Raw genomic sequence first — 22,411 nt, forward strand, 5'->3', positions numbered from 1 at the left:
GTAATTGTTAGTATCGTGATATAAAATCCGGGGGGCCCCAAGCAGAGACGAAGTATCTGCTTGGGGCATTAATTATTCAGGTTTCTATTGCACTCTTCACCGACTACCTCATAATCTAACCATGAAGATTTCACCCTACGCATCCACTGCGTGGCTGCGCAGGGAACCCGAAGGACCGGAGACGGAAGGAGGTACGTATTACTAAACTTCAACTGACCTATGAACTGGCCTCGGAGTTCTGCTCGGCCCTCGGCTATCCTGTGGAAACCGGGCAGGATGCGGTAAACATCCTCTGCCTTGAGGGTGCAGAACCTCTGGGAGAACTGGAGGGTCTAATCGAACTCAACCGCAACACCCCGGATCGCTACAACGACTGCGTGGTGTTATTTTGGCGGGATGCTGATTCATCGAAGAATAATAAAGGTGTGTTACGGGAAGGTGTGTTACGGGTACGGGTGTTACGGGCGACCACCGAGCCGGGAAGATATTACACTCAGATGAGTCCGCATCCCAGAGGTGCGGCCAACCTTGTCTGGGGGCACCACATCTACAAGCGCGGCAGGCACCGCGGGCATCCGGCCCTGGTCTCTGCATCAGGTCTTGACCGTGTCTGGCGCGATAGGGATAAGGATTTTGTTCAGGACATGTCCGAACGCGTCCAGACCGGCCGTTTCGGCATCCACGTGCACGCCGGAGGGACGGGTAAGCAAATCGGTCGCTGGTCTGCAGGGTGCATCGCAATCTGTGGCGGATACGAGGGTGAACCGTACCGCTTCTTTCTAGAGCGGATCGAGCGACATCCGGGCAAACTCATCCGCCTGACCCTGTGGGGTGCTCGGGATCTAGGCAATTGGATGAAGACACGTGGACAGCCTGAGGAACCTTATGCCTCAGGTATGTGTGTTACGGGTGTTACGTGTGTTACGGGTTGGCGTCCGACCCTGAGATACGGAATCCGCAACCCCTGGGTGGCGCGGATGCAGAAGCTTCTTAACCATCGTATGGATTCACGGTTGGTTGTCGACGGGGACTGGCTTTCGCGTACCCAGGAGGCTTTCCTTTACTTCCAGCGTGAGAATGGGTTGAAGGTTGACGGGATATGCGGACCCCTCTCATGGGGGAAACTTTCACCGCGCGTGGACCCCGAAGAGGGTAATGAAGGAAATACATAACCTAGAGGTTATTATGAATCGGAGGTTCACCAATGATCATTGAACACGTTGCCAAGGCGTACGAGGCGATCTCTCTCTCCCTCAAGCGCTGCAGCCGCGACAGCATCAACAGCGATCTGCTCGATGCGCTCGAAGAGGCGCGAGAGAACCTGCGCAAGGCGCTTGATGAACTGAAGAGTGTGCAGTCAGACGACCGGAAGTTCTACGACGCGATCTTAAAGTATTCGCTGTCAAAGAAGGCTGAACTGGGCGATAACATCTCAGACATCCTGCGTTTTTTGGAGCAGGTGAAATGAGATGAGCGTCCTGGGCCTGGTGCGCGAGGTTGGCATTCCGCTTGCGCTTTTGATTGCGGCGGTGATTGCCCTGTGGCGCGCCTGGCGCCTGGAGAGACGTATGAGAGAACGCGATTTGCAAAAACGCCGGCAAAGGCTTCTCGCCCGTGAAGACGAGCTGTATTTTATCTATCGGCAACTTGCCCTGCGCGAACTTGCCAATCTCGTCGAGGGCAGTGTGTCTAAAGAGGAAAGACATTGAAGAAGAGAGCGACGAATGACCTGGGATGTTTCCGCCGCAAGGCGATAAGCGATCTCGAGCGACTCAAGTGCAGGTATCTAAGGATGGTTCACCTCGCGCCTAAGGACGATCCCGAGCTGGGAAAGCTTGAGAAGGCGGTTCGGCTCCTGCCCGGGCTTCTGAAGACCGAGGAGAGTCTTTTGTCCTCTGAGCTGAAGGAAGCGCAGCGCAAGAGTTTGGAAGAGAATCTTGAACCGCTATTCACGATCCTTCGCCGGGTACTGGGCGCTGATTTCGATCGCAAAAGGGAAGATATACTCGCGGCGCTCGAGGACGAGCTGAAATCCAATGGTTCGCGATAGGACCCTGCTCCGTGACTTCCTCGAGCGCCTGCGTGCCTCAGCACCCCTCCTTGCGCGTTACCGCACGGACCCTGCGCTCTTCTTTACCGAGCGTGGGGTCCGGTTCTTTGCCGAATTCAAGAGACTATTTGATGATCTTTACTCACTCAAGACACGCAAAGCCGTGGTCTTAGCGCCGCGAGGGGGAGGCAAGACCTTCGGGGCTGCGCTTCTGGCAACTGCCTTCTTTTTATTCAAGGATTTCGACGTGGGCATAATTGCAGGTTCCGAAACCCAGGCGCTCACCCTCTTTTCATACATCGCGGAGTGGCTTGCGCTCCCGGAGACCGAGGAATCAATTGATCGCCTGAGACGAAGTGACCTCGTGGGAATCGACGGCAACCGGATCGTGGCAAAGACCGCCTCGGCGCGCTCCATCCGGGGTATGCACCTTGGCCGGGGCAAGCGCGGGGCGCTCTTAATAATCGACGAGGAGGCCGAGGCGGACGAGGATGTTGTCAGGGCAGCACGATATACCGTCCGGACTGCCGATCCAGCCCTGATCCTTCGTTCCTCCACCTATCACAGATTAGTCGGCAGCTTCGCGAGACTCGTCGAAGATCATAAGTCCCAAGGCTACGAACTTTACCGCTGGTCGAGCTTTGATATTGCAAAGCCCTGTCCTTATGACTGTAAGTCGTGTCCTGTCAATGAGTTCCGCAGCCGCTACTGTAAAGGCAAGGCCAAGGAATCGGATGGCTGGATAGAGGCAGATGAGATCATAGGCGAGTGGCAGGATACCAACCGCGAGACGTTCGAGGTGGAGGTGATGGGGATGCGCCCTGCCTCTGCGGGCTGCGTTATCGATCCTCAGGCTATTGATAGAGCCGTTATCAAAGAGGGTGAGGTGAGGGACGATGTGTGTTACGGGGGGTGTTACGGGATAGACTGGGGGTTTGCCGGGATGACCGCGGTGGTGGTGCTGGGGATCAAAGGCGATGCGGTTCACGTGCTTCACACCGAGGCGTTTCACCGGCACGGGATAGACACCATTGTCCAGCGTCTAAAGGAGCTGCGCGATCGTTTTGGTCTAAGGGAGGTCTACGCCGACTCCTCTCATCCCTTTGAGAACTTAAGGCTCAGGGATGAAGGCTTTGCGGTATGGGGGCCCTCCTCGCCCTCCTCAGAAACACTTGGGGTACCGTTTGTCAGTTTCAAAGAGGAAGGGGTAGCCATCCTTTCCTATCTGTTTGAGAAGGGACGGATTCGCATCCCTGAGCGCCATACTACCCTTATCCGCCAGCTGCGCACCTGGCGGCGGGACGCGCAGGGCCACATTATAAAGAAAGCAGACCACTTCCCTGACGCGCTTATATCCGCGATGATGAAACTCAAGCTTCAGGGGATAGGTGTAAGCCGAAGGCCTCGTCTTCATACAACCTCTAGACGCCGTTTTAGTATAACTCAATCCTGACGCGGGGTCCCCACAAGGAGACGCTTGTGCCCAGGTTGGGTGAAGTATCCTTGTGTGGTGCTTACGACCACTTCCCTGATGCTCTCCTAACAGCAGTGATGAGGCTGAAGGTCCAGGGGGGTGCTTCTCGTGAGTTTCGATTAAGGATCTTTGCTCGTCGTGTGTTTCTTTCACCACTGATTAAGTCGCAATAATATTGCGTTGGCGTATTTTTTATGAATTAAAATAAAAAGAGGCACGGTTCTGGACCGTGCCTCATCGATGTTTCAATTATGGAGTTTTCAGGAAAGAGAAGCTCGAATACGATGCCCCACCGAGGGCTCGAAGAAGCGAATGCCATGCCCGCCGTATTCTTCTTGGGCCAGCAGCCTCAAAGAGCTGCTCACACGGTGGACGAAGAGTTCTACAACCACGTCCTGGGTTGTTGGATCGCCTTTCACATGAAGACCCCTGACGTCTGGATGGTTGAGCACTAACATGTTTGACCCAAACTCAATGATCACATTGCTAAGCAAGCTCTCTTGGTAGTGAGTAAGTTCTCTTAGCTGCCGTTGTTGATCGTTGATTCGTTCCATCTTCTCCTCCTTTCAACATACTATGTCCTTTTACTTCAACAACTTACCTAAGTCTGCGGTGGTGGTAGCGGTTCAGGATTTGGAGGCTCAGGATCCCCTCCTCCTCCTCCTCCTGTACCGAAGGTATCCTCAGGATCCGCTATATAAGCGTGATCGCCGGTTGGTGAATCCAAGTGCCAAGACGTTGTAGCCGCGACCAATGGAACCACCAGTCCCATAACCGTTAGGATTAAGAGTGCTACCACGACAAGTTTCTTCCATGTTCTCTGCGTTCTCTGCATATTAGCCTCCTTTTGTTTTGCAGGTTGCTCAATTGCAGGAAATGGCAAAGCAAATCAAGGGCCAATTCTATAAGCTTTTGATTTTAAGTGGCTTACAGATATATGCTTGACAGTGAGGAGGTTTTGGGGATGTAAAGTGTCACATATTTGCGACACCTGTATATCCATATACTGTTAATAGTCAACCAAAAGGCCACTTGAATGTGCAGGGAAACTGTCACAATATTGTGACAGTTCTATTCTGGTTTACGGGGGATGTTGTAGCCCTTCAGTAAGCGTGAGAGGTGCTGACGGGAGATGCCAAGACGCTTTGCGGTTCGTGTTACGTTGCCCCTGGTCTCAAGCAGGGTGTATCTTATCATCTCCATCTCCTCGATTTGGCGGGCCTCGCGCAGGGTTTTGGTGGTATGTGGCACCACCGGGAAGAATCGCTGATCCAGGAGGTCGCGTGTAATAACCCTGCCGCGGGCCAGCAGGATTGCGCGTTCAATCACATTTGCAAGCTCCCGGATGTTGCCTGGCCAGGGGTAGCTAATGAGGGCTTGCATTACATCATCCGCTATCTCTGTTACGTTCTTGTTAAATTCAGTCGAGGACTTTTTAAGGAAGAAGTTGATAAACTCCGGTATGTCTTCCCTTCGTTCGCGCAGAGGGGGGAGTGTAAGTGTAAAAGTGCTTATACGGAAGTAGAGATCGTCGCGGAAGCGTCCTTCACGAACCTCCTCCTTGAGGTCGCGGTTTGTTGCGACGATGAACCTGAGATTGACACGTCTTTTATTCGATTCTCCAAGGCGGCGGATTATCCGTTCTTCGATCACCTCCAGTAGCTTGGCTTGCATGGCGAGGGATGTGTTGGTGATCTCGTCAAAAAAGACGGTTGAGCCGTCTGCCGCCTCCAGAAGACCCAGACGGTCCTCGGTCGCCCCGGTGTAGGACCCTTTGCGGTGTCCGAAGAGTTCGGACTCAAAGACCCCTTCCGGAAGGACTCCGCAGTTTATGGAGCAGAACCCCCGTTCACGCCGTGGGCTTTGTTCATGCACCATGCGGGCAAACACCCCCTTGCCTGTACCTGTTTCTCCCTCAAGAAGGATGTTGGTGTCGGATTGAGCTATCTGCTCAAGTTGGCTGCAGAGTTTGGTTATGGCAGGTGAGGTGCCTATAACGATCCCTGACTTTCCCAAGGTTTGTCTTTTGCGAGCGAGCACTAACTCCTCCCTCAGTCTTGCAAACTCAGCCGATTTATCGATAGTTGCCGCAAGGAGATTGCCAAGCGCCTCGAAGTAGAGGGTCTTCTCAGCGTCAAAGAGACCCATCTCGCGGCTGTCCAGATAGATGGTTCCTATCAACTTCTCACTCGTTCTGAGGGGAATACACATGAGTGAGCGGATATCACTCAACATGATGCTCTTGGAACGGTTGAATCGTTCATCCTTGGTAGCGTCAGGTGTGTAGATGGGCTTCAGTCCCTGTTGAATGCGTCGGACAACGGTCCGTGAGATACGTCGGGCATCGTGCGTGGTTGGTGTGTCCATTCGTTTTGAGGCCACCGAGTAGAGCTCATCCTCATCCATCATAAAAACCATCCCACGTTCTGCTTCGGTTAGCTCCAGAACTATAGCGAGAAGATCGAGCATGAAGTTTTCTTCGCCAAGGCGGTAGTTGATCAGTTCACTTACGTGCCTGAGACCCTCGAGATACTTATAGGAAAGACCGGATTGCCTCCGCCAGTCTGCGAAATGCCTGGCGCGAAAGCCTTTGATACGTTCAAGCTCCCTTCTCGCTCCGATACGCTCAAAGATTATCTGAGCCTCCTCCCACGTCGAGATCGCCTCCTCTGAGTAACCTTTTTTCTCAAACATCGCCTCCCCGATTGTATAGAGGCTGAGCCCCTGCTCGTAGAGTTCCTCATGAGACCTTAATAGTTCAGCACTCTGGTGAAGCCGTGTTAATCCCTCATCGAACTTCCCGGCGGCTATCAAAGCCCGCCCCAGGAGGCGAAAAGCCTCACCAAGTATGTCATCGAAACTAAGCTTTCCTATCTCCCTTACTAACTTGGATGCGGATTCCAACGCAAGGGCACTCTCGTTCTCTCCAAGGAGAATCTCCACCTCCAGCAAACCGACGTTTAATCTCGCGTATACATCGCCTATTGTCTTCAAGAGCAAGTTGCACCTCTCCAGAGAGTTCTTAGCTTCATCATAGTTTCCTGCGGAGATATCCATACGGCAGAGCTTCATCTGGATCCATAAGAGGATGGTTTCGTCTTTGCGAGCCTCGGCAAGGGCCTTTGCCTTCGCAAGCATACGTTCTGCCACAAGTGACTTGCCCTGCAGCCTGTAGAGGTCTGACCAACTATGTAGGATGTAAGCGGCAAACGAGCTTGCAGACACAGCCCCCTGAAAGCCTTGCCAGAGCTCACGGTGTATTCTGCAGGATGCAGCCCAGTCTCCAAGGTCCCTCGATCGTTGGGCCTCGAACAAACGAAGCAAAGCCACCTGGTATTCGTCGTTGAGCTTGCCAAGTAATTCGATCGCTTGTCGTGCTACACACCGAGCCTCTCGGTAACGCCCTGCGGTGGAGAGAAGCTTGGCTTTTTGACGCAGAACCTCGGCGGTGAGGATAGGATACTCCATCTTCCTGGTTAGCCATAGGGCCCGTTCTACGTGGTCTTCTGCATCCTTAAGTTTCCCAAGGCTCTTTAGTATATCGGCCACAAGAAGCGCTGTTCGACAGATGGCAGCTTTGTCCTCGGCCCCCTCGCTTAGTTCAAGGGCTCGCCGTGCATATTCGAGTGCCCCGGAAGGATTCCCCTTAAGGAAGAGCGTCCACGCCAGATCGTATTGAACGCTGCGTTGCTCGTAGGATGAGGAGGCGATCTTTCTGTTTTGTTGGAATAAGCGTTGAGCTTCATCAAGTTGTCCACGATCGAGGGCGTTCCATCCGCGTGCGGCAAGCAGTTGGCATTTAAGTGCGCTGGAGGAATCCTTGAGGAACTCTTCACTGCGGTTGAAGAAATCATCCGCTCGATCGAGATCCTTCACCCTTTGATAGGCCAGGCCTATTCGCAGCATGAGATCCGCTTCGCGCTCGGGTTTGGCTTCAACCAGAGGCAGGACCTGGGTGTAGAACTCCTCCGCCTGGCGGGCGTTATGTTCGATGTCTGCTATGCGCCCCAGTTTAAGCAACATCTCCCTTCGTTCGTTTCTGGCAGGTTTACTTCTCAGAGCATTCTTAAGGAACACGCGTGCCTGGTTGAAGTCGTAGGTGGCGGCCAGACGCTTAGCAGCTGGAACCAGATAGCGGCGGGCTTTTACCCCCACGCCTGCCTTAAAGTAAAGCGAAGCAAGCTGAACAAGATATGAGTTATCCCAGGCTGATGGATCCTCATCCCACGTCTTCCTACACGTAGCCTCCAGCGCCTCGGCCAGTTTTCTACTCAGGGTTTTTTTATCTTCACCTGTAAGTTCAGCCGATGCATATTGCCTTACAAGATCGTTCTGGGGCTCATAGTGAGGGACGTCACGGTAAAGGAAGGAACGCACAAGACCCACGTTGGTCAGGTTCAAGAGAATCAATGGGGTATCCGATTTGCCCAGAGCGCTCTGTAGCAGCGCAGAGGGCAGGGATCCATCAACCGTTGCCAGCGCCGAAAGAACCAGTTTTGATTTCTTGCTGAGCCTTTTGATCCTTGCACCCAGCCGCTCTGTCAGCTTTTTAGCCAGGCTCTTCTCTTCAGCAGGGGATTTGTAGAGCCATCGCTTCTTCCTATACAGCCATCCCTCATGGTAGAGCACCTCGAGAAGTTCACCCATACGCCTTGGGTTCCCCTCCCCTATCGATGCCAGAGCACTTGCAAGTGGGTGTTTTTCACGAAGGCCTTCGAAGGTTCGGGAAACCAGCTCAAGGATCGTTTCTTTATCCAGAGGTTTAAGCTCGATCCTTGAGGCCGCAGGGTAGATTCGCTCAGGAACCGCTGCAAGGATGATGCCCAGCTTGCCGTCAAAACCGCGGGCAAGAAAACCAAGGCACTCCTCCTCATCAGTGGACAGGTCGGTGGGTGCGTCTATCATCACCGCATCGAGTTGTGCCTTGCTCGTGGCCTGGAAGATCCTCTCGTAACGGTGTTCCTTCTCCTCAGCCCGGCTCTGTTCCCCCTCAAGGCCCAGTGCAGCGGCCAGATGTTCTATAATGGAAAGGTGGCCTGCGCGGCCTGTAACGAGCAAGGTGTTGCGGTTTTGGACCAAGGCACGGAACCGAAACTCCCTCAGTAAACGCGACTTGCCGATCCCGGACGCCCCTCCAAGGAACACGACACTTTTTTCTTCAAAGATCAATCTCTCAAGCTCAGAAAGCTCCTCCTCACGTCCACCGAAGCAAAGCGTGGGGGCAATACCCGGCTGTTTAACCTCGATACCCTCCCCTTTGTTAACCAATCCCTGGATTACGGTTATCACCTCCCCTGCTGTGGGGCGCAGTGCCGGGTCGGGTTGAAGCATCCTGAGGATGAGCTCTTCAATATCATGTTGTTGTCCCTCAAGTTTCTGTTTGCCGAACCCGGGTGGTGTCTTGAATTTCGCCCTGACAAGCTCGTGGAGGGGCTTCTTACCCCACAGCCTTTTCCCTGCCAATCCCTCATAGGCTATCGCTCCAAGTGAGTAGATGTCTGCTGCTGGGCTGATCTCCCCGTCCAGGAATAGCTCGGGTGCCACATAGTCAAGGGTGCCTCGAGGCTTGGCGGTGTGGCTGAGGATATAGTCCTCCGCAAATCCGAAGTCCAGAAGCACCGGCTCACCATCCTCTCGGACAAGGAGGTTGGCGGGTTTCACATCGGCATGAACTATCCCCTCCTGGTGGATGTCTGAGAGGGTGGTTGCCGCTTTGCCCAGAACCCTGAGGAAAAGCTCGATGAATCCTGGCTCTGAACGGTGCTCATCCATGAAGCGGTTGAATGGCTTGCCTTCAATCAACTCCATCGTGAAGTATGGACGCTTCTTATAAAATCCCGTCTCATACACGTGCAGGATCCCGGGGCGATCCAGGCGTGCAAGGATAGCGAACTCCTGTTGCAGGCGGTGCGCCTGGGCTTGCTCTGTGGCAAGTTTGAGCGCCAGCTCATTGCCAGTGGTTTCATCCTTTACAGCCATAACGACGATTCCCGCCCCTTCACCCAGCTTTTTGAGTTGGGTAAAACCGGGTGGCAGGTCGTATTTTTTGCTGCGTCGTTTAGGCATACCTGTAATATAAATGAGACAGAGGCAAAAGTCAACCCCCTTGGGGCCGAGTTATCCACACTGCCGGCTCAATCCCATAATTTTGATAAAATATCGCATCTGATTTAGCTATCATCCCTTCGTAGATAAACCCCACCCTCTTGACAAATCATTCCATCTGACTACAATTCAATTACAGTCAAATTATAGCGGAAGGATTTTAAAAGGAGATCCCATCCTCATGAGCATCATTCTTTGTAAGAGGAAACGGTGAGCCTTTTAGAAAAAGCCAGCGAGGCCTTGAAAAGGGGCGAAAGGTCCTCAGCGCTCGCCTTCGCTTTGGAGGGCATAAAGTACGAATGCTCACCGTCCGAGGCTGTCGAGTTTAACCGGATAGCAGCGGAGGCGCTTCTTGCGCAGGGCCAACTCAAGCGCGCCCGAACCTACGCGGAGATCGCCCGAAAGAACGCCCACCCCACCGGGGATCACCGTCTCGCCTACGCAAGCGCCGTTACCTTGGGAAAGGTCTTTGCCCGAATGAACCACTACGCCGCCGCCGACCAGGTGTGGAGCGAGGCTTTGACCATTGCTGGAGTGGACAAAGATCCGCAACTGCAGGGGCTGGTGCTTTTGAACATGGCCATCCTTGACCAGCGTCGTGGCAACCACCACCGCGCACTCAACACACTCCAAACCGTCAGCCAGAACTTTGAGAAGGCAAACGCCTTAAGACCCCTCGCGGTCTGCTACGGTCGCATGGTGTTTTCTTTCATAGAGGATGGAAAAACAAAGGATGCGACTTCAAGCAGCGAGAAGCTTGAGGAGTTGGCCCAACGTCTGGAAGATAAGAATCTCCTTGCGATAGCCTTCTTCCGAAGGGGTTCGATCTATCTCAAGCAGGAGAGGTTTTCCGAAGCACTCTCCCCCTTCCAGGAATCCACCAAGCTGTTCAGGGAGCTAGGCGATCTCAAGAATCTGGCCCTGGTTCTGTGCGATCTCGCAAGGATCTATATAAACCTGGAGGATATGGATAAGGCCGATCTGCCCATCAAGGAGGCAGCCGAGCTGGCCGAGAAGATCGAGTCCGCGGATGTTTCCTGCAAGGTTAAGATAACCCTGGCGGAGAAGGCCGCCTTCAGCGATTCATGGGATAAGGCGAAAGACCTCTACCATGAGGCCCTGAGGAAAGCCGAGGCGATCAACAACGAGGATCGTTTCCGCGTATTGCATGAGAGTCTTACAGAGAGCATAAGTAAACTCGGATTAAATCTAGCCGGTCTTGAAGATCTACTGGTGCAAGCCAAGGAGGGCTACGTGCGTTTGGGGCTAACAAGGGAAGCGGAAGAGACAGAGCGTTGGCTCGCTCAAATCCCCTGACAGACTAAAAACCTAACCCCCTTAACAACCCAAGGAGGATAACATGAAGCGCGTAGCTTTGGCTTTTGCCGCGCTCGTTTTTTTTGGGCTTATGGTGAGCCCTCTTTTTGCAGATTGCACTGAAGAAGACATCCACAATGCGGTCGCCGAATGGGCAGGTGTTCCACCTGAGCAGGTAACCGACGTAACCCTTCTGGACGGTCTAGGAGGGAAATTATGGCCACAGGACGCCCCACCCCTGATCGCTGACATCGAACAGATGTGCGGCTGCATCATCCCGCCGGAGGTCTACGAGACCCTCGCATACGTTGACGACATAGACGACTTCGTCGGTGTCGATGATCTGAATACTAAACCAAAGCACTAGTTCTGAGCTTCTCCAGGGAAGCCTGCGAAGATCAACAAACCTCAAGGAGGCAAACCAAAAACTAACTTGAACTAAGACCCCAAGCCTGTCAGTGGAGCCCGGTCGGGCTCTAGCCCGGCCGGGGATTTTTTTTTGCCCTTGGTCAACACATCGTTACTAGGCAGTAGAGGGTTGAGGAGAATGCCTTTACCCAAGTGCGTGCAGCTAGGGTACGGGGTGTCACCCCCTCTTTTATTCTCCCCCATCAAGGGGGAGAGGACGATAAGGAGTTTACTCCCCCCGTCGAGGGGAGAAGATGAAGACGGCAGGGAAACCTACTTCCCTCCTTCGAGGGAAGGGGATGGTAAGCCAACCGCCCTTACATATATTACCCCTCCCTTGATGGGAGGGGGCTAGGGGGAGGGTGAGGTTTTAACCCTGGCAATGATCTCTTGGCGCACAGATTTTTTTTACCCTTGACTTGTTTCTTCTGAATGGTAAACTCTACCCTAAAGGAGGATGCATGAAACGAGTTGTTCTGTGCGGGCTTCTGATAGTGGTCGCGCTTTGGGCGCTAGATGCGCGGCTTTCCAAGGCCGACTACTACTACCAGAACCGCCACAAGGATTACAAAGGCTATACCGATCAGATCTACAACCTGTGTAAGGAGGTCCTTTCCGAGAACGCCAACGATGCCGGAGCCCTCTGGCGCATGGCCAGGCTTTATTGTCTTTACGGTGACGACAAGACCTCAAAACAGGATAAGCTTTCCCACTACGAGACGGCCAGGGGTTACGCGGAGAAGGCCAAGGCTGCGAACGCTGCTATCCCCGAGACCCACTTCTGGCACGGGGTAGCCCTGGGACGGATCGGTCAGACAAAGGGTATTTTGAACTCCCTTTCCCTTGCCGGACCGGTAAAGAACGCGTTCCAGAAGGCGCTGGAGATCAACCCCGACTTCACCCCTGCGATGGACGGGCTGGCCATCTGGTATCTTGAGGTGCCGGGTTTTGCAGGCGGCGACATCAGCAAGTCCATCGAGTACCTGAAGAAAGGTATCGCTATCGATCCCAACTATACCCTGCTCTACGTTGACCTGGCCAAGGTGTATATAAAACAAAAGGATTACTCCGCCGCTCGTGCCCAGCTCAAGAGGTGCCTGGCGGTTACGAATCCCAAAAATCCCGCGGACTTCTACCTTGACGACAGGCCAGAGGCGGAAAAACTCCTTGCCGAGATAGAGGGTAAATGAGCGTCTTCTTATCCCTCCTGATGCTTGCCGCCCCCAGAGAGGCTGCCCAACAGATGCCGCTGCAACCTGTGGTTCCAGAGGTGAATCCGGAGGAGTTCAGTCGAGTTATAGGCCCCCTTGTTTTCCCTGCGCCGGTTGTTGGAAGGATCAGGATAGAAGGCAACAACATCACCCGCGAGGGTATCATCCGCCGGGAGCTTACCTTTGGACCGGGCGATACCCTGTACCCGGAGGCGGTCGAGGAGACCCGCAAAGCCATACTGAGCACCGGTGCGTTCGGCAGTGTTGACATCAAGGCGGTTTATCCTGACGCGGAGAAGAGTGACGTAGTAATCACGGTCGCTGAACGCCGCTTCCCCCTGCCTTATCCCATAATCGGCATAGACGCCTCCACCGGATTCTACCTGGGTGCGGGCGCGCTCTACCCCAACCTTGCAGGCCGAGGTATCAGGGTTGACGTTGGAGGCGAGATCGGGTTCCGGTTCTCCACGCCTCGCTGGAAGGGTTATACCTACCTGGGATTCCCCTTGACCCATTCACGCTGGCACGCCGAGGGAGCGGGCTATGACTTCAGCTACTTCTGGCGCAAGGACGCAGAGATCGTCCGCTCGGAGCATCGCGTAAGCTATGAGCAGAAGTTCCGCATCCTGCGCCCGCTGGTCACCGCCCTTGAGGTGGGATTCCTGCAGACCAAGGCATTCGGCAGGGATTCTCTTACCCCGCTTCCCACATTCTCACCTGATACCGTTGACCGCTCCGTCTTCCTTCATCCCGCCATAGAGCTTGATCTGCGAGATGAACCAGCCGACCCGCAAAAAGGTCTTCACGCGGTGGCAGAGTTTTACTACAACCCTGGCTTCACCGAGGGCTTCCAAACTCAGCGTGCCTGCTCCCTCTCTGTTGCAGGATACATACCGGTGGGCAAGAACGTTTTAGCCGCAAACCTCTGGACCTACCAGCAGCTTGACTCCATCCCTCGCTACCGCACGCTTTACGTGGGACATTGCAGGGTCGTGCGCGGGTGGGCCGACACCACCCAGGTGGGACCCTCGCTTTCGGTTGCCAGTCTGGAGCTGCGAAGATGGCTTGCTGAGTATCCGCTGCCCTTCCTTGGTGGGCTAAAGCTCGAGATCGGCGGCAACCTGTTCTTCGACATAGGTGCTGCTCACCAGGCCGGTCTGCCGCCTTTCTATCTGGCAAAGGTCAGAGAAGACCCACACGACGGTCTCCTTATGGGAACCGGTTTCGGCATCGCTCTGGAAGCGGCAGGGATGGTCGTCAAGGCGGAGATCGCCTACGGGATAGGCTCTCAGACCGGTGCCTTGGCCTTCCTGCCCGTGCCCATCCGCTTTCCCGTCTACTTCGGCTGGAGGTTTTAATAGTCCTCCTTTTCGCCTGCGGCGAAAAGATCGGAGAATATCTTGGTGGTTTTTGGATTAACGCCCAAAACCCCTAACTGTAATTGTGGGTTCTTCTGAAAGACGAGTCCTTCGTTTTGTTTCAGGGTTTCGCACATTAGTACTTGCGTCTTTTTTGATTTGGATTAAACTTAGGTCTTGTGGATATTTCAGGAATAAGGGATACCCATGCGAAAGCCTGAAACAATGGTAATCCATTACTTCAGACCGCCTGATCGCAGGCTTGATATCGAGGCCGACCTCCTCTATCAAGACGACGAGGTGATCGTTACCTCCCACATCCTTTGTGGTGCCTCCAAGCCACTGGTAATAGAGGGCGAGACCGTCATAGACAACGGCTACAGGGCCGTGTTCGCCGAGTATCGAAAACATTGGCACGACGTGGCGAAAATATTCAGACCTGAGGGGACTGAGCAGGGTTTTACCGGTTACTACGCGGACATCAACACCCCCTCGGAGGAACGCGACGACGGATACTGGACCAAGGACCTGTTTCTCGATCTCTGGATCTCCCCGGATCGCTCAAAGATCGTTGTCCTGGACGAGGACGAGTTTGCAGAGGCGATCGGTAACGGCTGGATCACCGAAGATGAGGCTCGCTCGGCAAAAGCCGAGCTGGATCGCTTAATCAAACGCTTCCATCAAGGAAGTTTTCCTCCTGCTTTATTGGAGCGCTTCTCATGATTAACCTCCTTCTTCTCCTCTTATCGGTCAGCAAGACGTTCACCATCCGTGTCTTCGCCGAGGAGCGACCGCCGCAGGTGGTGATCTCCTCAACCCAGGGCACTTACAGGGTAGCAGCCGATGGGAGTTCCCTTCTGGTCAACGGCAAGCGGGAACGATACTTCCAACAGATGGAGGCAACACGCTACACCATCACCGCGGGAGAGATCAAGCGAAGCTACGCCGGAGGTTTTACCTTCTATGCATCCGAGGGCGAACTCGTTATTCTCAACTACATCCCGGAGGAGGATTACCTGGCGTCGGTGGTGGCAGCGGAGATGCCCGAAGGTGGTGCCGAGGCACGAAAGGCGCAGGCCATAGTGGCAAGAGCCTACGCATACAATAAAATGGGTGGTCACGATGTGGGGTATGACCTCCTGGACAGCCAGGACTCCCAGGTCTACCGCGGCCTGCCCACCGACTCCGCATCGCTTCAAGCGGTGCGCGAGACCGAAGGGCTTGTCTTAGGATACAAGCAAGAGATTGCAGAGGTCTACTATCACTCCACCTGCGGCGGGATGGCCCTTTTGCCCTCCGATCTGTGGGAAGGAGCAAAGGATCAGCCCTATCACCACAGGAGGATAGATACCCTGTGCTGCAACTCCCCTTTTTACGTATGGGATGATACCTTCCGGTTGGACAGTTTGGTCTTTAATCTAGGTCTGGATGTGCCGATTGATTCCATCCATCTGTTGAGGAGATCGGATACCGCCCTGACCCCTGTCAAGGGATTTATCTTCTACGCGCCCGACTCTAGCTTCTTCGCCTACAACGAGGTGGTTAACCTCCTCGATCACCGGCCCAAAACCCGGCGCTTTGAGGCTGAGATCGCGGACAACCTCCTTATGATCCACGGACACGGCTACGGGCACGGTGTTGGGATGTGTCAGTTCGGTGCCATGGCCCTGGACAAGGCGGGTGCGGGCTACCGGGATATACTCAGCTACTACTTCCCCGGTACCGAGATCCTTGCGCTGTCTCGCATCTCAAAAGGGGTGAAGTGATCTAAAGGCCGTGTGAGTGACAGTCGAACCGCTGTGATTTTAATCAAGGAGGACGAATGGCGGAAGATTGGCAAGAAAAGGTGAACGAGCTCTACAAACAGGGTAAGCACGAGGAGGTGCAGGAGATTCTCAAGGAGGCGGCGGCCGTAAATCCCCAAACTTCTGAAGATTACGTGAAGCGAGGCACGGCGCTTTCGTTTCTGGGACGCAGGGAAGAGGCGATGGTCGATTTCGAGAAAGCAATTGAGCTTGATCCTCGCAACGCGGAAGCGCACATGCGCCGGGGTGACATAGCGTTGTGCTCCGGTAAACCACAGGAAGCTCTGGCAGAATGTGATGAAGCGATTCGACTCGCGCCCGATTGTCAGGACACCTGTCATTCCAAGGGTAATGCGTTGATTGCGTTGGGTCGTTACGAAGAAGCCGTAACCTATTACCAGAAACTTGTAAAACGTCTTCCAGACTATAAGGATTTCTGGGAGTTAAATCGAAGCTGGGTTCTCAATGAGTTGAATAGGCACGTTGAAGCTCTTGATATATTGAAAACCATCGATCCTTCGAATATAAGACCTCTTCCTTCTTATGCCTATTACTTGCATCTGGCGGGCACTCTGACCCTTTTAGCACGGTATGAGGAAGCCCTGGGTGCTCTCGAAGAGGGAATGGAGCGCATTCGATCAGAGGAGGGATGTGTGCCTTGCTTTGTGGGCAACTGCTGGCGGACTCCGCATCTGGAACCCCTGCGTAACCCGCCCTACCGGAAGAGGTTCGAGGGGATAGTTGGTTCCCCTCCCAACACGTAGAGGAGGCATGTGGGGCAGACTCTCCAGTCTGCGTAAAAATGAAGCCGGGCCGACCTAAAGGTCGGCCCCTACGTTTTTCTGCGATCTTTTTGCCTTGGGCATATACTCTGTCAACCGAGGCTCTACGAAAAGGTAAGGCCAGCCGAAAGGCTGGTCTCAAATCTCAAACTGCGATCTTTTGTTGCAGAGCAACAAAAGGGGCATTCTCATCGGGGTCCCCAAGCGATTACGAAGCAATCGCTTGGGGTTCTATTTTATCAGCGCGTTCGCGATGACCTGGCGCTGGATCTGGTTCGTGCCCTCGTAGATCTGGGTTATCTTCGCGTCGCGCATGTACTTCTCAGCCGGATACTCCCTCATGTAGCCGTAGCCGCCCATTATCTGCACCGCGTCGGTGGTAACACTCATCGCCATATCCGAGGCAAACAGCTTGGCCATCGCCGACTCCTTGGCAAAATCCTTGGCACCGGCATCTATCATCCTTGCCGTGGCGTAGACAAGCGCGCGTGCAGCCTCGATCTGGGTGGCCATGTCGGCCAGCATGAACTGGATACCCTGGAAGGATGTGATGGGCTTTCCGAACTGCACGCGTCCCTTGCCATAAGCCAATGCTTCATCAAATGCACCCTGAGCGATCCCTACCGCCTGAGCGCCCACGCCTGGTCTGGTGCGGTCAAAGGTCTTTAGGGTGATAATAAAACCCATGCCCCGCTTTCCTAAAAGATTCTCCTTGGGTATCTTGCAGTCCGAGAAGATGAGCTGGGTGGTCTTGGATGCCCGGATGCCCATCTTGTCTTCCTCTTTGCCGAACTCGAAGCCTGGGGTGCCCTTCTCCACAACCAACGCCGACACACCGCGTGCGCCGCGCTTAGGATCGGTGACAGCAATCACCGTGTATATCTCGGCCACCCCGCCGTTGGTGATGAACTGCTTGGTGCCGTTGATTACAAAGCCGTCGTCTGTCTCTTTTGCCGTGGTCTTGATGTTTGCCGCGTCAGAACCGGCCTCGGCCTCGGTAAGGGCAAACGCGGCGTAGGATGCGCCGTCCGCGATGCGGGGAAGGAACCGCTGCTTCTGTTCCTCTGTGCCATAAAGGATTATAGGCATACAGGCCAACCCGTTGGCTGCGTAGGTGGTGGCCACACCAGCACAGATGCGCGAAAGTTCCTCGGCCACGATGCACATCTCCATGCATCCGCCGCCCAGACCGCCGGCCTCCTCAGGGACGAACACACGCAACAGGTCAGCGCGCGCCAGCTCCTTCATTATCTCTTCAGGGAACTCGCCCTTCTCGTCAAGCTCGGCGCGGACGGGTTTCACCTTCTCCTCTGCAATCTTTCGCGCCAGATCGCGTATCATCACCTGTTCTTCAGTAAGAAAGTAATCCATCAACACTCCTTTGGTTTCAGCCCAAACTTACTGTTTGCCAAATTTCCATTCTAATTATACGGGACAGAGGAAAATTGCAACCAGGTAACGTTGTGGGAGCGCTGTACAATTCAAGAGAATTAGAATAACGAACGGAACAATTCAAATTTTCGGCCCTAAATTGGAATTGTTATCTCCCATTCGTGACATCGATAAAGAATAATCGTTATGGAGAAAATGTCAATCCAAATTGCAATCTCACGGTGCGCGCCAGAGATTTTCGCGATTCTCGTCTTTCACAAATATGACCGGCTCGGTGTTGGGCAGCACGGCAAGCCCGATTCGGGTGCGGCGGTTTACGTCCTTGAGATACAGCCCAGGCAGGGCATTGGTGAGAACACCCAGGATCACTCGGGTATTGCCCCCCTGATCCATAAATCGCAGGCTCGAGGTGCCGTAGTCGGCCACGCCCAGCATCGTGCGGGTGAGGCCTAAGGTGTCAGCGAACTTTAAGACCGCCCCGCTATCGTCAACATAGAGTCTTGCCCTGCTCATCCCGGTCCGATCCTTCAGCACAAACTTGTGGGCTGCGATCTTTCTCGGCACAATCAAGGGCACAAACTTCTCAACAACTATGAATCCTATGAGTACAACAAAGAGGGCGAAGCTCACCCACATCCAGATTTTGCTCCGGCGCTCAACCTTTTCCAATCTCCTGGTAACCTCCTCGATTCCCGGTTTTGCCATGAGGCCTCCTTTGGTTGTCAGTACTCGATTCCCTTCCTTCCCTTAACGCCCTTCTTGAAGTAGTGCTTCGTTTCCAGCATCTCGGTGACCAGGTCTGCGGCTTGTATTAACTCCTTGGGAGCATCCCTGCCGGTGCAGACCACCTCCAACCCGTGCGGGCGGTTGATGATAGCTTCCATGACCTCGCCTCTATCCAAGAGACCAAGAGACAGCACCTGACAGAGCTCGTCCAGGACCAAAAGGTCAACCTGCTCCTCGCCCTTGAGATAACGCAGCCCCTCACTCCAGCCCCGGAGCGCGGCCTCGCGATGAGGGGTGGGGTCTGAATCCGGAACAAGGAACCCCTTTGCCCCGAAATGGGAGACCTTCACTCCAAGCTTGCGGAGGGAGTCCACCTCACCCGACTCATCAGGTTTGGCAAACTGGATGAAGGCGACCGCGAGCCCCTGCCCAGCCGCCCTTGCCGCTAACCCTACCGCCGCAGTGGTCTTGCCCTTGCCCGGCCCGGTGTAGACCTGGAGAAGGCCTAAAGCTGAGTTATCCACATTCAAGGATACGGGAATACTTACACTAGTCAAGGATTGAGAGTTTACTCTTGACAGAAGCGACCTTTTTTGATACACTTAAACCATGAGGATTTCCATTCGCCTAAATCTACCCTTGAACTATTCACACCCCTTGACAAAGTTAACTTTCAGGTTAATATTCGGATGAGTGGTACTAAGCCTGAACTTGTAAGGTTGCCATTTGGGCCTCACACCGTAGCTTACCTAAAGGAAGGAGATAGTTGTCGAGGTAAGAAGTTTGTAGATGACTTAAAGACAAAACATAGGGACACTCACAGAGGTTTGATGAAAACACTAGAGCTTTTGGCTAGGCATGGGGATATAAAAAATGTGACCAAGATAAAACATGTTAGGGGTGGCATTTGGCAAATAAATGAAGACAAGTCTTTCTTGGCTCGTTTATACGGCTTTACGTGGAGAGGGGTACATATAATTACTCATGGGGGAGAGAAACAAAGCGATCCAAGTGATCAGTATGAGAGAACAAGACAAAAGAAGAGACTTTGGGAAAAGGAGCATCCATGATAGATAAAGAAGAGCTTGAAGCTCAGTTGGAGCAAGATTACAAAGAACTCCTTGAGGATGTGGAGTATCATATCGAAGGGTTAAAAGCTGAGTTCGCGGAGGAGGTTTCCAAGTATCTCGGTAAGGGAGAAGGAAAAATAACTCGAGCGGAACTCGCTCGTATGATGGGTACTAGTCCTGCATGGATAACAAAGATGCTCCGCACAAATTGGAATATGACCATGGAAACCATGGCCAAACTTGCGTTTGCTTTAGGTATGAAGATTGCTCCACCTAAATTTGTTCCCATAGCAGCTTCCTTAGCTCAGAGGAAAGAAAAGCAACCCTGTACCTATTTGAGTGTTCGGGATTCGGATGAGATCTGGAATATACCGTTATCTGCGACTCGCCCCCGAGTTCCCCAAACGGCCCGCGAGGCATTCAGTGATGATTCGTGGTTCAGAAAAAGATACAAGACACCGCCTGAAATGGTTGCTGAGGCAATGTAATGATAGAGCTTTCTCCTATCCAAATCGAACATTATATTCTGAGGAAGCTTTCCTTCTCTGTGTTGGAGAGCTTCGACTTTAAAAACCCGCCACACGAGCTGAAGCCAGATGATTTGACAATAGAAGTGTTACCCTTCCAGAATAAAAAGGATTCACGTCGCTGGATGTTCAATTTGGATATCTGTTATGAGCCAAAGAAAGATCAAAACAGTCCATACGCTTTTGAGATACATCTGAGTGGGATATTCACTGTTGACAGCAAAACACCTAAAGGTAAAGCTAGAGATCTTGTGATGGTTAACGCCCCTTCGCTTCTCTACTCAATTGCCAGAGAGATTCTTTCATCAACTTCAGCAGAAGCGCCTTGGGAACGGCTTATTCTCCCAACCGTCCACTTGATACCTCCTACACCCAAGATTAAGCCAAAGAAGACGCAAAAATCTACGGCTAAGCGAGTAACCTCTACCAAGAAAAAGCAGAGAGCCGCAAAATAGCCGCATCGCGGTTGACAAGCCCTCGTTCTTTCCTATTATCATCCCAAAATCCTAAGGAGGAAATGTGATAGGAATCTGGATTCTTGTAGCGATTGTTGCGATCCTCGTGATCATCACCATCGCGGGCTACAACACCCTGGTTGTCAAGCGCAACCGCACGCGCAACGCGTGGCACCAGATAGACGTTCAGCTGCGCCGACGATACGATTTGATCCCCAACCTGGTGGAAACGGTCAAGGGGTATGCTAAGCACGAGCGCGAGACCCTGGAGAACGTCACCGCCGCGCGCAAGCTGGGCATGGACGCAAAGACCGTCGGCGACGCGGCTAAGGCCAACAACATGCTTACCGAGACCCTGAAGTCGCTGTTCGCTGTGGCCGAGGCGTATCCTGATCTGAAGGCCAACCAGAACTTTCTGGCTCTCCAGGAGGAGCTGCGCACGACCGAGGAGAAGATCGCGTTCGCCCGGCAGTTCTACAACGATGTGGTCATGAACTACAACACCGCGACCGAGAAGTTCCCGGGCATCATCTTCGCCTCGATCTTCGCCTTCCGCAGGTTCGAGTTCTGGGAGATTCCTGAGGAGGAGAAGGCGGCACGCGAACCGGTTGCGGTAAAGTTCTAAGGAACACATGGCACGCCGAACCCTTTACGGGATGATAGCCGCCAACCGCTGGCGCACGTTCGGGTTTATCCTGCTATTTACAATCATCCTGGCGCTGGTGGGCGGTGCGGTCATAAGGTTCTTTCAGTATTACTACGGGGTCTGGGGTCTAGGCCCCTACATCTTCTTCGGCGTGTTTATCGTCGGCTACAACCTCATCTTCTACTTCGCCTCTGCAAAGCTGGCTCTTGTTGCCAACGGAGCGAGAAGAGCCGATCCCGCGGGCTACAAGCGCCTGCACAACGTGGTTGAGGAGATGGCCATCGCCTCAGGTCAGCCCAAGCCTGAGGTTTATATAATCCACGACCCTGCCCCCAACGCTTTCGCCACCGGCCGCAATTCCAAAAACGCTGCTATAGCGGTGACCACCGGTCTTTACGAGATGATGGATCGGGCCGAGCTTCAAGGGGTTGTCGCGCACGAGATGAGCCACATCAAGAACCACGACATCCTTCTGATGACTGTGGTGGCGATCATGATCGGCCTGGTGGTTCTTGCGCGTGATTTATTCTGGCGGTGGGGATTCTTCTTGGGTCGCGGCAGACGAAGGTCTTCAGGCAAGGGTGGAGGCTATCTCGCGCTCATCTGGCTGGCTATCGGTCTGGTTCTGGCTATTCTTGCGCCGCTGGCAGTGATGCTCATCCGTGCGGCGATTTCCAGGCAGCGCGAGTACCTGGCCGACGCATCTGCTGCGATGATGACCCGCAACCCCGAGGGACTGGGGCGCGCGCTTGAGAAGATCGGAGGAACATACCATAAGATGCAGCGGACCTCAACCGCAACCGCTCACCTTTTTATCTCCTCGCCGGCGTGCAAGGACAGGCTCAACCCAAAGAAGCCGGATAAGCCTGTAAAGGTGAATCTCTTCTCATCCCACCCGCCCATAGAGCTACGTGTACAGAGGCTTCGCAGCTTAAACCTCGCAGGCTCCTACGCACAGCAGTTCGCCTGGGCAAGGGCTGAGAACGCAGACACCGTAGGGTTGCCTGGCTCTTAGCTCTCGGGCTTTGTTCAAGAGTCTTAAGATAACCATATTCAATCAGTAGCCCCCCAGTGTCGGCGATGAT

24 protein-coding genes are annotated in these 22,411 nt (G+C 53.7%); 18 read left to right on the forward strand and 6 right to left on the reverse strand.

Features of this window, described 5'->3' with window-relative positions:
* Positions 1-260: 260 nt before the first annotated feature.
* From CEE36_03605 to CEE36_03625, 5 genes are read left to right on the forward strand one after another with little or no spacing between them, the layout of a single operon-like run.
* Positions 261-1,172 carry a hypothetical protein gene (locus CEE36_03605; GenBank protein TKJ43431.1) on the forward strand — a complete coding sequence of 304 codons (912 nt, stop codon included), beginning with the start codon at positions 261-263 and terminating at the stop codon, positions 1,170-1,172.
* Positions 1,173-1,204: 32 nt separating this feature from the next.
* Positions 1,205-1,468, forward strand: coding sequence for a hypothetical protein (locus CEE36_03610; GenBank protein ID TKJ43432.1), 264 nt, complete (start codon positions 1,205-1,207; stop codon positions 1,466-1,468).
* Position 1,469: 1 nt separating this feature from the next.
* Positions 1,470-1,709 carry a hypothetical protein gene (locus tag CEE36_03615; protein TKJ43433.1) on the forward strand — a complete coding sequence of 80 codons (240 nt, stop codon included), beginning with the start codon at positions 1,470-1,472 and terminating at the stop codon, positions 1,707-1,709.
* The gene (locus CEE36_03620; protein TKJ43434.1) at positions 1,706-2,050 is read left to right on the forward strand and encodes a hypothetical protein; all 345 of its coding nucleotides are present in this window, start codon (positions 1,706-1,708) and stop codon (positions 2,048-2,050) included. The genes CEE36_03615 and CEE36_03620 overlap by 4 nt, the downstream gene beginning before the upstream one ends.
* Positions 2,037-3,503 (forward strand): hypothetical protein, encoded by a 1,467-nt coding sequence (locus tag CEE36_03625; protein TKJ43435.1) that lies wholly within the window; start codon positions 2,037-2,039, stop codon positions 3,501-3,503. The genes CEE36_03620 and CEE36_03625 overlap by 14 nt, the downstream gene beginning before the upstream one ends.
* Positions 3,504-3,784: 281 nt before the next feature.
* On the opposite strand, the gene CEE36_03630 is transcribed toward CEE36_03625, so the two are convergent.
* The 3 genes from CEE36_03630 to CEE36_03640 all read right to left on the reverse strand — a co-directional run bounded on the left by CEE36_03630 (position 3,785) and on the right by CEE36_03640 (position 9,590).
* On the reverse strand, positions 3,785-4,078 hold the full coding sequence (locus CEE36_03630) for a hypothetical protein (protein TKJ43436.1): 294 nt from the start codon (positions 4,076-4,078) through the stop codon (positions 3,785-3,787).
* A gap of 47 nt (positions 4,079-4,125) precedes the next feature.
* On the reverse strand, positions 4,126-4,359 hold the full coding sequence (locus tag CEE36_03635; protein ID TKJ43437.1) for a hypothetical protein: 234 nt from the start codon (positions 4,357-4,359) through the stop codon (positions 4,126-4,128).
* A 236-nt stretch (positions 4,360-4,595) separates the two neighbouring features.
* Positions 4,596-9,590, reverse strand: a complete 4,995-nt coding sequence (locus tag CEE36_03640; protein ID TKJ43438.1) for a hypothetical protein — start codon at positions 9,588-9,590, stop codon at positions 4,596-4,598.
* A 249-nt stretch (positions 9,591-9,839) separates the two neighbouring features.
* Between CEE36_03640 and CEE36_03645 the strand changes: the two genes are divergently transcribed.
* The 8 genes from CEE36_03645 (at position 9,840) to CEE36_03680 (ending at position 16,492) form a co-directional block, all read left to right on the forward strand.
* Positions 9,840-10,946, forward strand: a complete 1,107-nt coding sequence (locus tag CEE36_03645; GenBank protein TKJ43439.1) for a hypothetical protein — start codon at positions 9,840-9,842, stop codon at positions 10,944-10,946.
* Between the two features lie 43 nt (positions 10,947-10,989).
* The gene (locus CEE36_03650; GenBank protein TKJ43440.1) at positions 10,990-11,313 is read left to right on the forward strand and encodes a hypothetical protein; all 324 of its coding nucleotides are present in this window, start codon (positions 10,990-10,992) and stop codon (positions 11,311-11,313) included.
* Positions 11,314-11,493: 180 nt separating this feature from the next.
* The gene (locus CEE36_03655) at positions 11,494-11,709 is read left to right on the forward strand and encodes a hypothetical protein (protein ID TKJ43441.1); all 216 of its coding nucleotides are present in this window, start codon (positions 11,494-11,496) and stop codon (positions 11,707-11,709) included.
* A 106-nt stretch (positions 11,710-11,815) separates the two neighbouring features.
* Entirely contained in the window at positions 11,816-12,544 is a 729-nt protein-coding gene (locus CEE36_03660) for a hypothetical protein (GenBank protein ID TKJ43442.1), read from the forward strand.
* Complete coding sequence (locus tag CEE36_03665) at positions 12,541-13,923, forward strand: hypothetical protein (protein TKJ43443.1); 1,383 nt, start codon at positions 12,541-12,543, stop codon at positions 13,921-13,923. The genes CEE36_03660 and CEE36_03665 overlap by 4 nt, the downstream gene beginning before the upstream one ends.
* A gap of 207 nt (positions 13,924-14,130) precedes the next feature.
* Entirely contained in the window at positions 14,131-14,646 is a 516-nt protein-coding gene (locus tag CEE36_03670; protein ID TKJ43444.1) for a hypothetical protein, read from the forward strand.
* Positions 14,643-15,689 carry a hypothetical protein gene (locus CEE36_03675; protein ID TKJ43445.1) on the forward strand — a complete coding sequence of 349 codons (1,047 nt, stop codon included), beginning with the start codon at positions 14,643-14,645 and terminating at the stop codon, positions 15,687-15,689. The genes CEE36_03670 and CEE36_03675 overlap by 4 nt, the downstream gene beginning before the upstream one ends.
* A 56-nt stretch (positions 15,690-15,745) precedes the next feature.
* Positions 15,746-16,492: a hypothetical protein gene (locus CEE36_03680; protein ID TKJ43446.1), complete on the forward strand. Its 747-nt coding sequence runs from the start codon at positions 15,746-15,748 to the stop codon at positions 16,490-16,492.
* Positions 16,493-16,741: 249 nt separating this feature from the next.
* Here the strand turns inward: CEE36_03680 and CEE36_03685 are convergent, their stop codons facing one another.
* The 3 genes from CEE36_03685 to CEE36_03695 form a co-directional block, all read right to left on the reverse strand.
* Positions 16,742-17,881 carry an acyl-CoA dehydrogenase gene (locus tag CEE36_03685; GenBank protein TKJ43447.1) on the reverse strand — a complete coding sequence of 380 codons (1,140 nt, stop codon included), beginning with the start codon at positions 17,879-17,881 and terminating at the stop codon, positions 16,742-16,744.
* 237 nt (positions 17,882-18,118) lie between these two features.
* Positions 18,119-18,607, reverse strand: coding sequence for a hypothetical protein (locus CEE36_03690; GenBank protein ID TKJ43448.1), 489 nt, complete (start codon positions 18,605-18,607; stop codon positions 18,119-18,121).
* Between the two features lie 17 nt (positions 18,608-18,624).
* Positions 18,625-19,158 carry a cob(I)yrinic acid a,c-diamide adenosyltransferase gene (locus tag CEE36_03695; GenBank protein TKJ43449.1) on the reverse strand — a complete coding sequence of 178 codons (534 nt, stop codon included), beginning with the start codon at positions 19,156-19,158 and terminating at the stop codon, positions 18,625-18,627.
* Positions 19,159-19,221: 63 nt separating this feature from the next.
* Between CEE36_03695 and CEE36_03700 the strand changes: the two genes are divergently transcribed.
* From CEE36_03700 to CEE36_03720, 5 genes are all read left to right on the forward strand, one after another.
* The gene (locus tag CEE36_03700) at positions 19,222-19,698 is read left to right on the forward strand and encodes a hypothetical protein (GenBank protein ID TKJ43450.1); all 477 of its coding nucleotides are present in this window, start codon (positions 19,222-19,224) and stop codon (positions 19,696-19,698) included.
* Positions 19,695-20,186 carry a hypothetical protein gene (locus CEE36_03705; protein TKJ43451.1) on the forward strand — a complete coding sequence of 164 codons (492 nt, stop codon included), beginning with the start codon at positions 19,695-19,697 and terminating at the stop codon, positions 20,184-20,186. Before CEE36_03700 ends, CEE36_03705 begins: the two co-directional genes overlap by 4 nt.
* Complete coding sequence (locus CEE36_03710; GenBank protein TKJ43452.1) at positions 20,186-20,680, forward strand: hypothetical protein; 495 nt, start codon at positions 20,186-20,188, stop codon at positions 20,678-20,680. The genes CEE36_03705 and CEE36_03710 overlap by 1 nt, the downstream gene beginning before the upstream one ends.
* A 64-nt stretch (positions 20,681-20,744) precedes the next feature.
* A complete protein-coding gene (locus tag CEE36_03715; GenBank protein TKJ43453.1) occupies positions 20,745-21,305 on the forward strand; it encodes a hypothetical protein in 561 nt (186 codons plus the stop codon).
* A gap of 7 nt (positions 21,306-21,312) precedes the next feature.
* Complete coding sequence (locus tag CEE36_03720) at positions 21,313-22,341, forward strand: zinc metalloprotease HtpX (protein TKJ43454.1); 1,029 nt, start codon at positions 21,313-21,315, stop codon at positions 22,339-22,341.
* Positions 22,342-22,411 lie beyond the last annotated feature (70 nt).

It is taken from the genome of candidate division TA06 bacterium B3_TA06 (assembly GCA_005223075.1).
Taxonomy (GTDB): Bacteria; Hydrothermota; Tepidihabitantia; order B3-TA06; family B3-TA06; genus B3-TA06.

What these genes read in the sequence shown, in the direction of transcription:
- CEE36_03610 (TKJ43432.1), top strand. Translation starts at nt 1,205, where the DNA reads ATGATCATTGAACACGTTGCCAAGGCGTACGAGGCGATCTCTCTCTCC.
- CEE36_03640 (TKJ43438.1), bottom strand. Translation starts at nt 9,590, where the DNA reads ATGCCTAAACGACGCAGCAAAAAATACGACCTGCCACCCGGTTTTACC.
- CEE36_03635 (TKJ43437.1), bottom strand. Translation starts at nt 4,359, where the DNA reads ATGCAGAGAACGCAGAGAACATGGAAGAAACTTGTCGTGGTAGCACTC.
- CEE36_03625 (TKJ43435.1), top strand. Translation starts at nt 2,037, where the DNA reads ATGGTTCGCGATAGGACCCTGCTCCGTGACTTCCTCGAGCGCCTGCGT.
- CEE36_03675 (TKJ43445.1), top strand. Translation starts at nt 14,643, where the DNA reads ATGATTAACCTCCTTCTTCTCCTCTTATCGGTCAGCAAGACGTTCACC.
- CEE36_03680 (TKJ43446.1), top strand. Translation starts at nt 15,746, where the DNA reads ATGGCGGAAGATTGGCAAGAAAAGGTGAACGAGCTCTACAAACAGGGT.
- CEE36_03630 (TKJ43436.1), bottom strand. Translation starts at nt 4,078, where the DNA reads ATGGAACGAATCAACGATCAACAACGGCAGCTAAGAGAACTTACTCAC.
- CEE36_03650 (TKJ43440.1), top strand. Translation starts at nt 10,990, where the DNA reads ATGAAGCGCGTAGCTTTGGCTTTTGCCGCGCTCGTTTTTTTTGGGCTT.
- CEE36_03670 (TKJ43444.1), top strand. Translation starts at nt 14,131, where the DNA reads ATGCGAAAGCCTGAAACAATGGTAATCCATTACTTCAGACCGCCTGAT.
- CEE36_03710 (TKJ43452.1), top strand. Translation starts at nt 20,186, where the DNA reads ATGATAGAGCTTTCTCCTATCCAAATCGAACATTATATTCTGAGGAAG.
- CEE36_03685 (TKJ43447.1), bottom strand. Translation starts at nt 17,881, where the DNA reads ATGGATTACTTTCTTACTGAAGAACAGGTGATGATACGCGATCTGGCG.
- CEE36_03615 (TKJ43433.1), top strand. Translation starts at nt 1,470, where the DNA reads ATGAGCGTCCTGGGCCTGGTGCGCGAGGTTGGCATTCCGCTTGCGCTT.
- CEE36_03660 (TKJ43442.1), top strand. Translation starts at nt 11,816, where the DNA reads ATGAAACGAGTTGTTCTGTGCGGGCTTCTGATAGTGGTCGCGCTTTGG.
- CEE36_03720 (TKJ43454.1), top strand. Translation starts at nt 21,313, where the DNA reads ATGGCACGCCGAACCCTTTACGGGATGATAGCCGCCAACCGCTGGCGC.
- CEE36_03655 (TKJ43441.1), top strand. Translation starts at nt 11,494, where the DNA reads ATGCCTTTACCCAAGTGCGTGCAGCTAGGGTACGGGGTGTCACCCCCT.
- CEE36_03705 (TKJ43451.1), top strand. Translation starts at nt 19,695, where the DNA reads ATGATAGATAAAGAAGAGCTTGAAGCTCAGTTGGAGCAAGATTACAAA.
- CEE36_03690 (TKJ43448.1), bottom strand. Translation starts at nt 18,607, where the DNA reads ATGGCAAAACCGGGAATCGAGGAGGTTACCAGGAGATTGGAAAAGGTT.
- CEE36_03665 (TKJ43443.1), top strand. Translation starts at nt 12,541, where the DNA reads ATGAGCGTCTTCTTATCCCTCCTGATGCTTGCCGCCCCCAGAGAGGCT.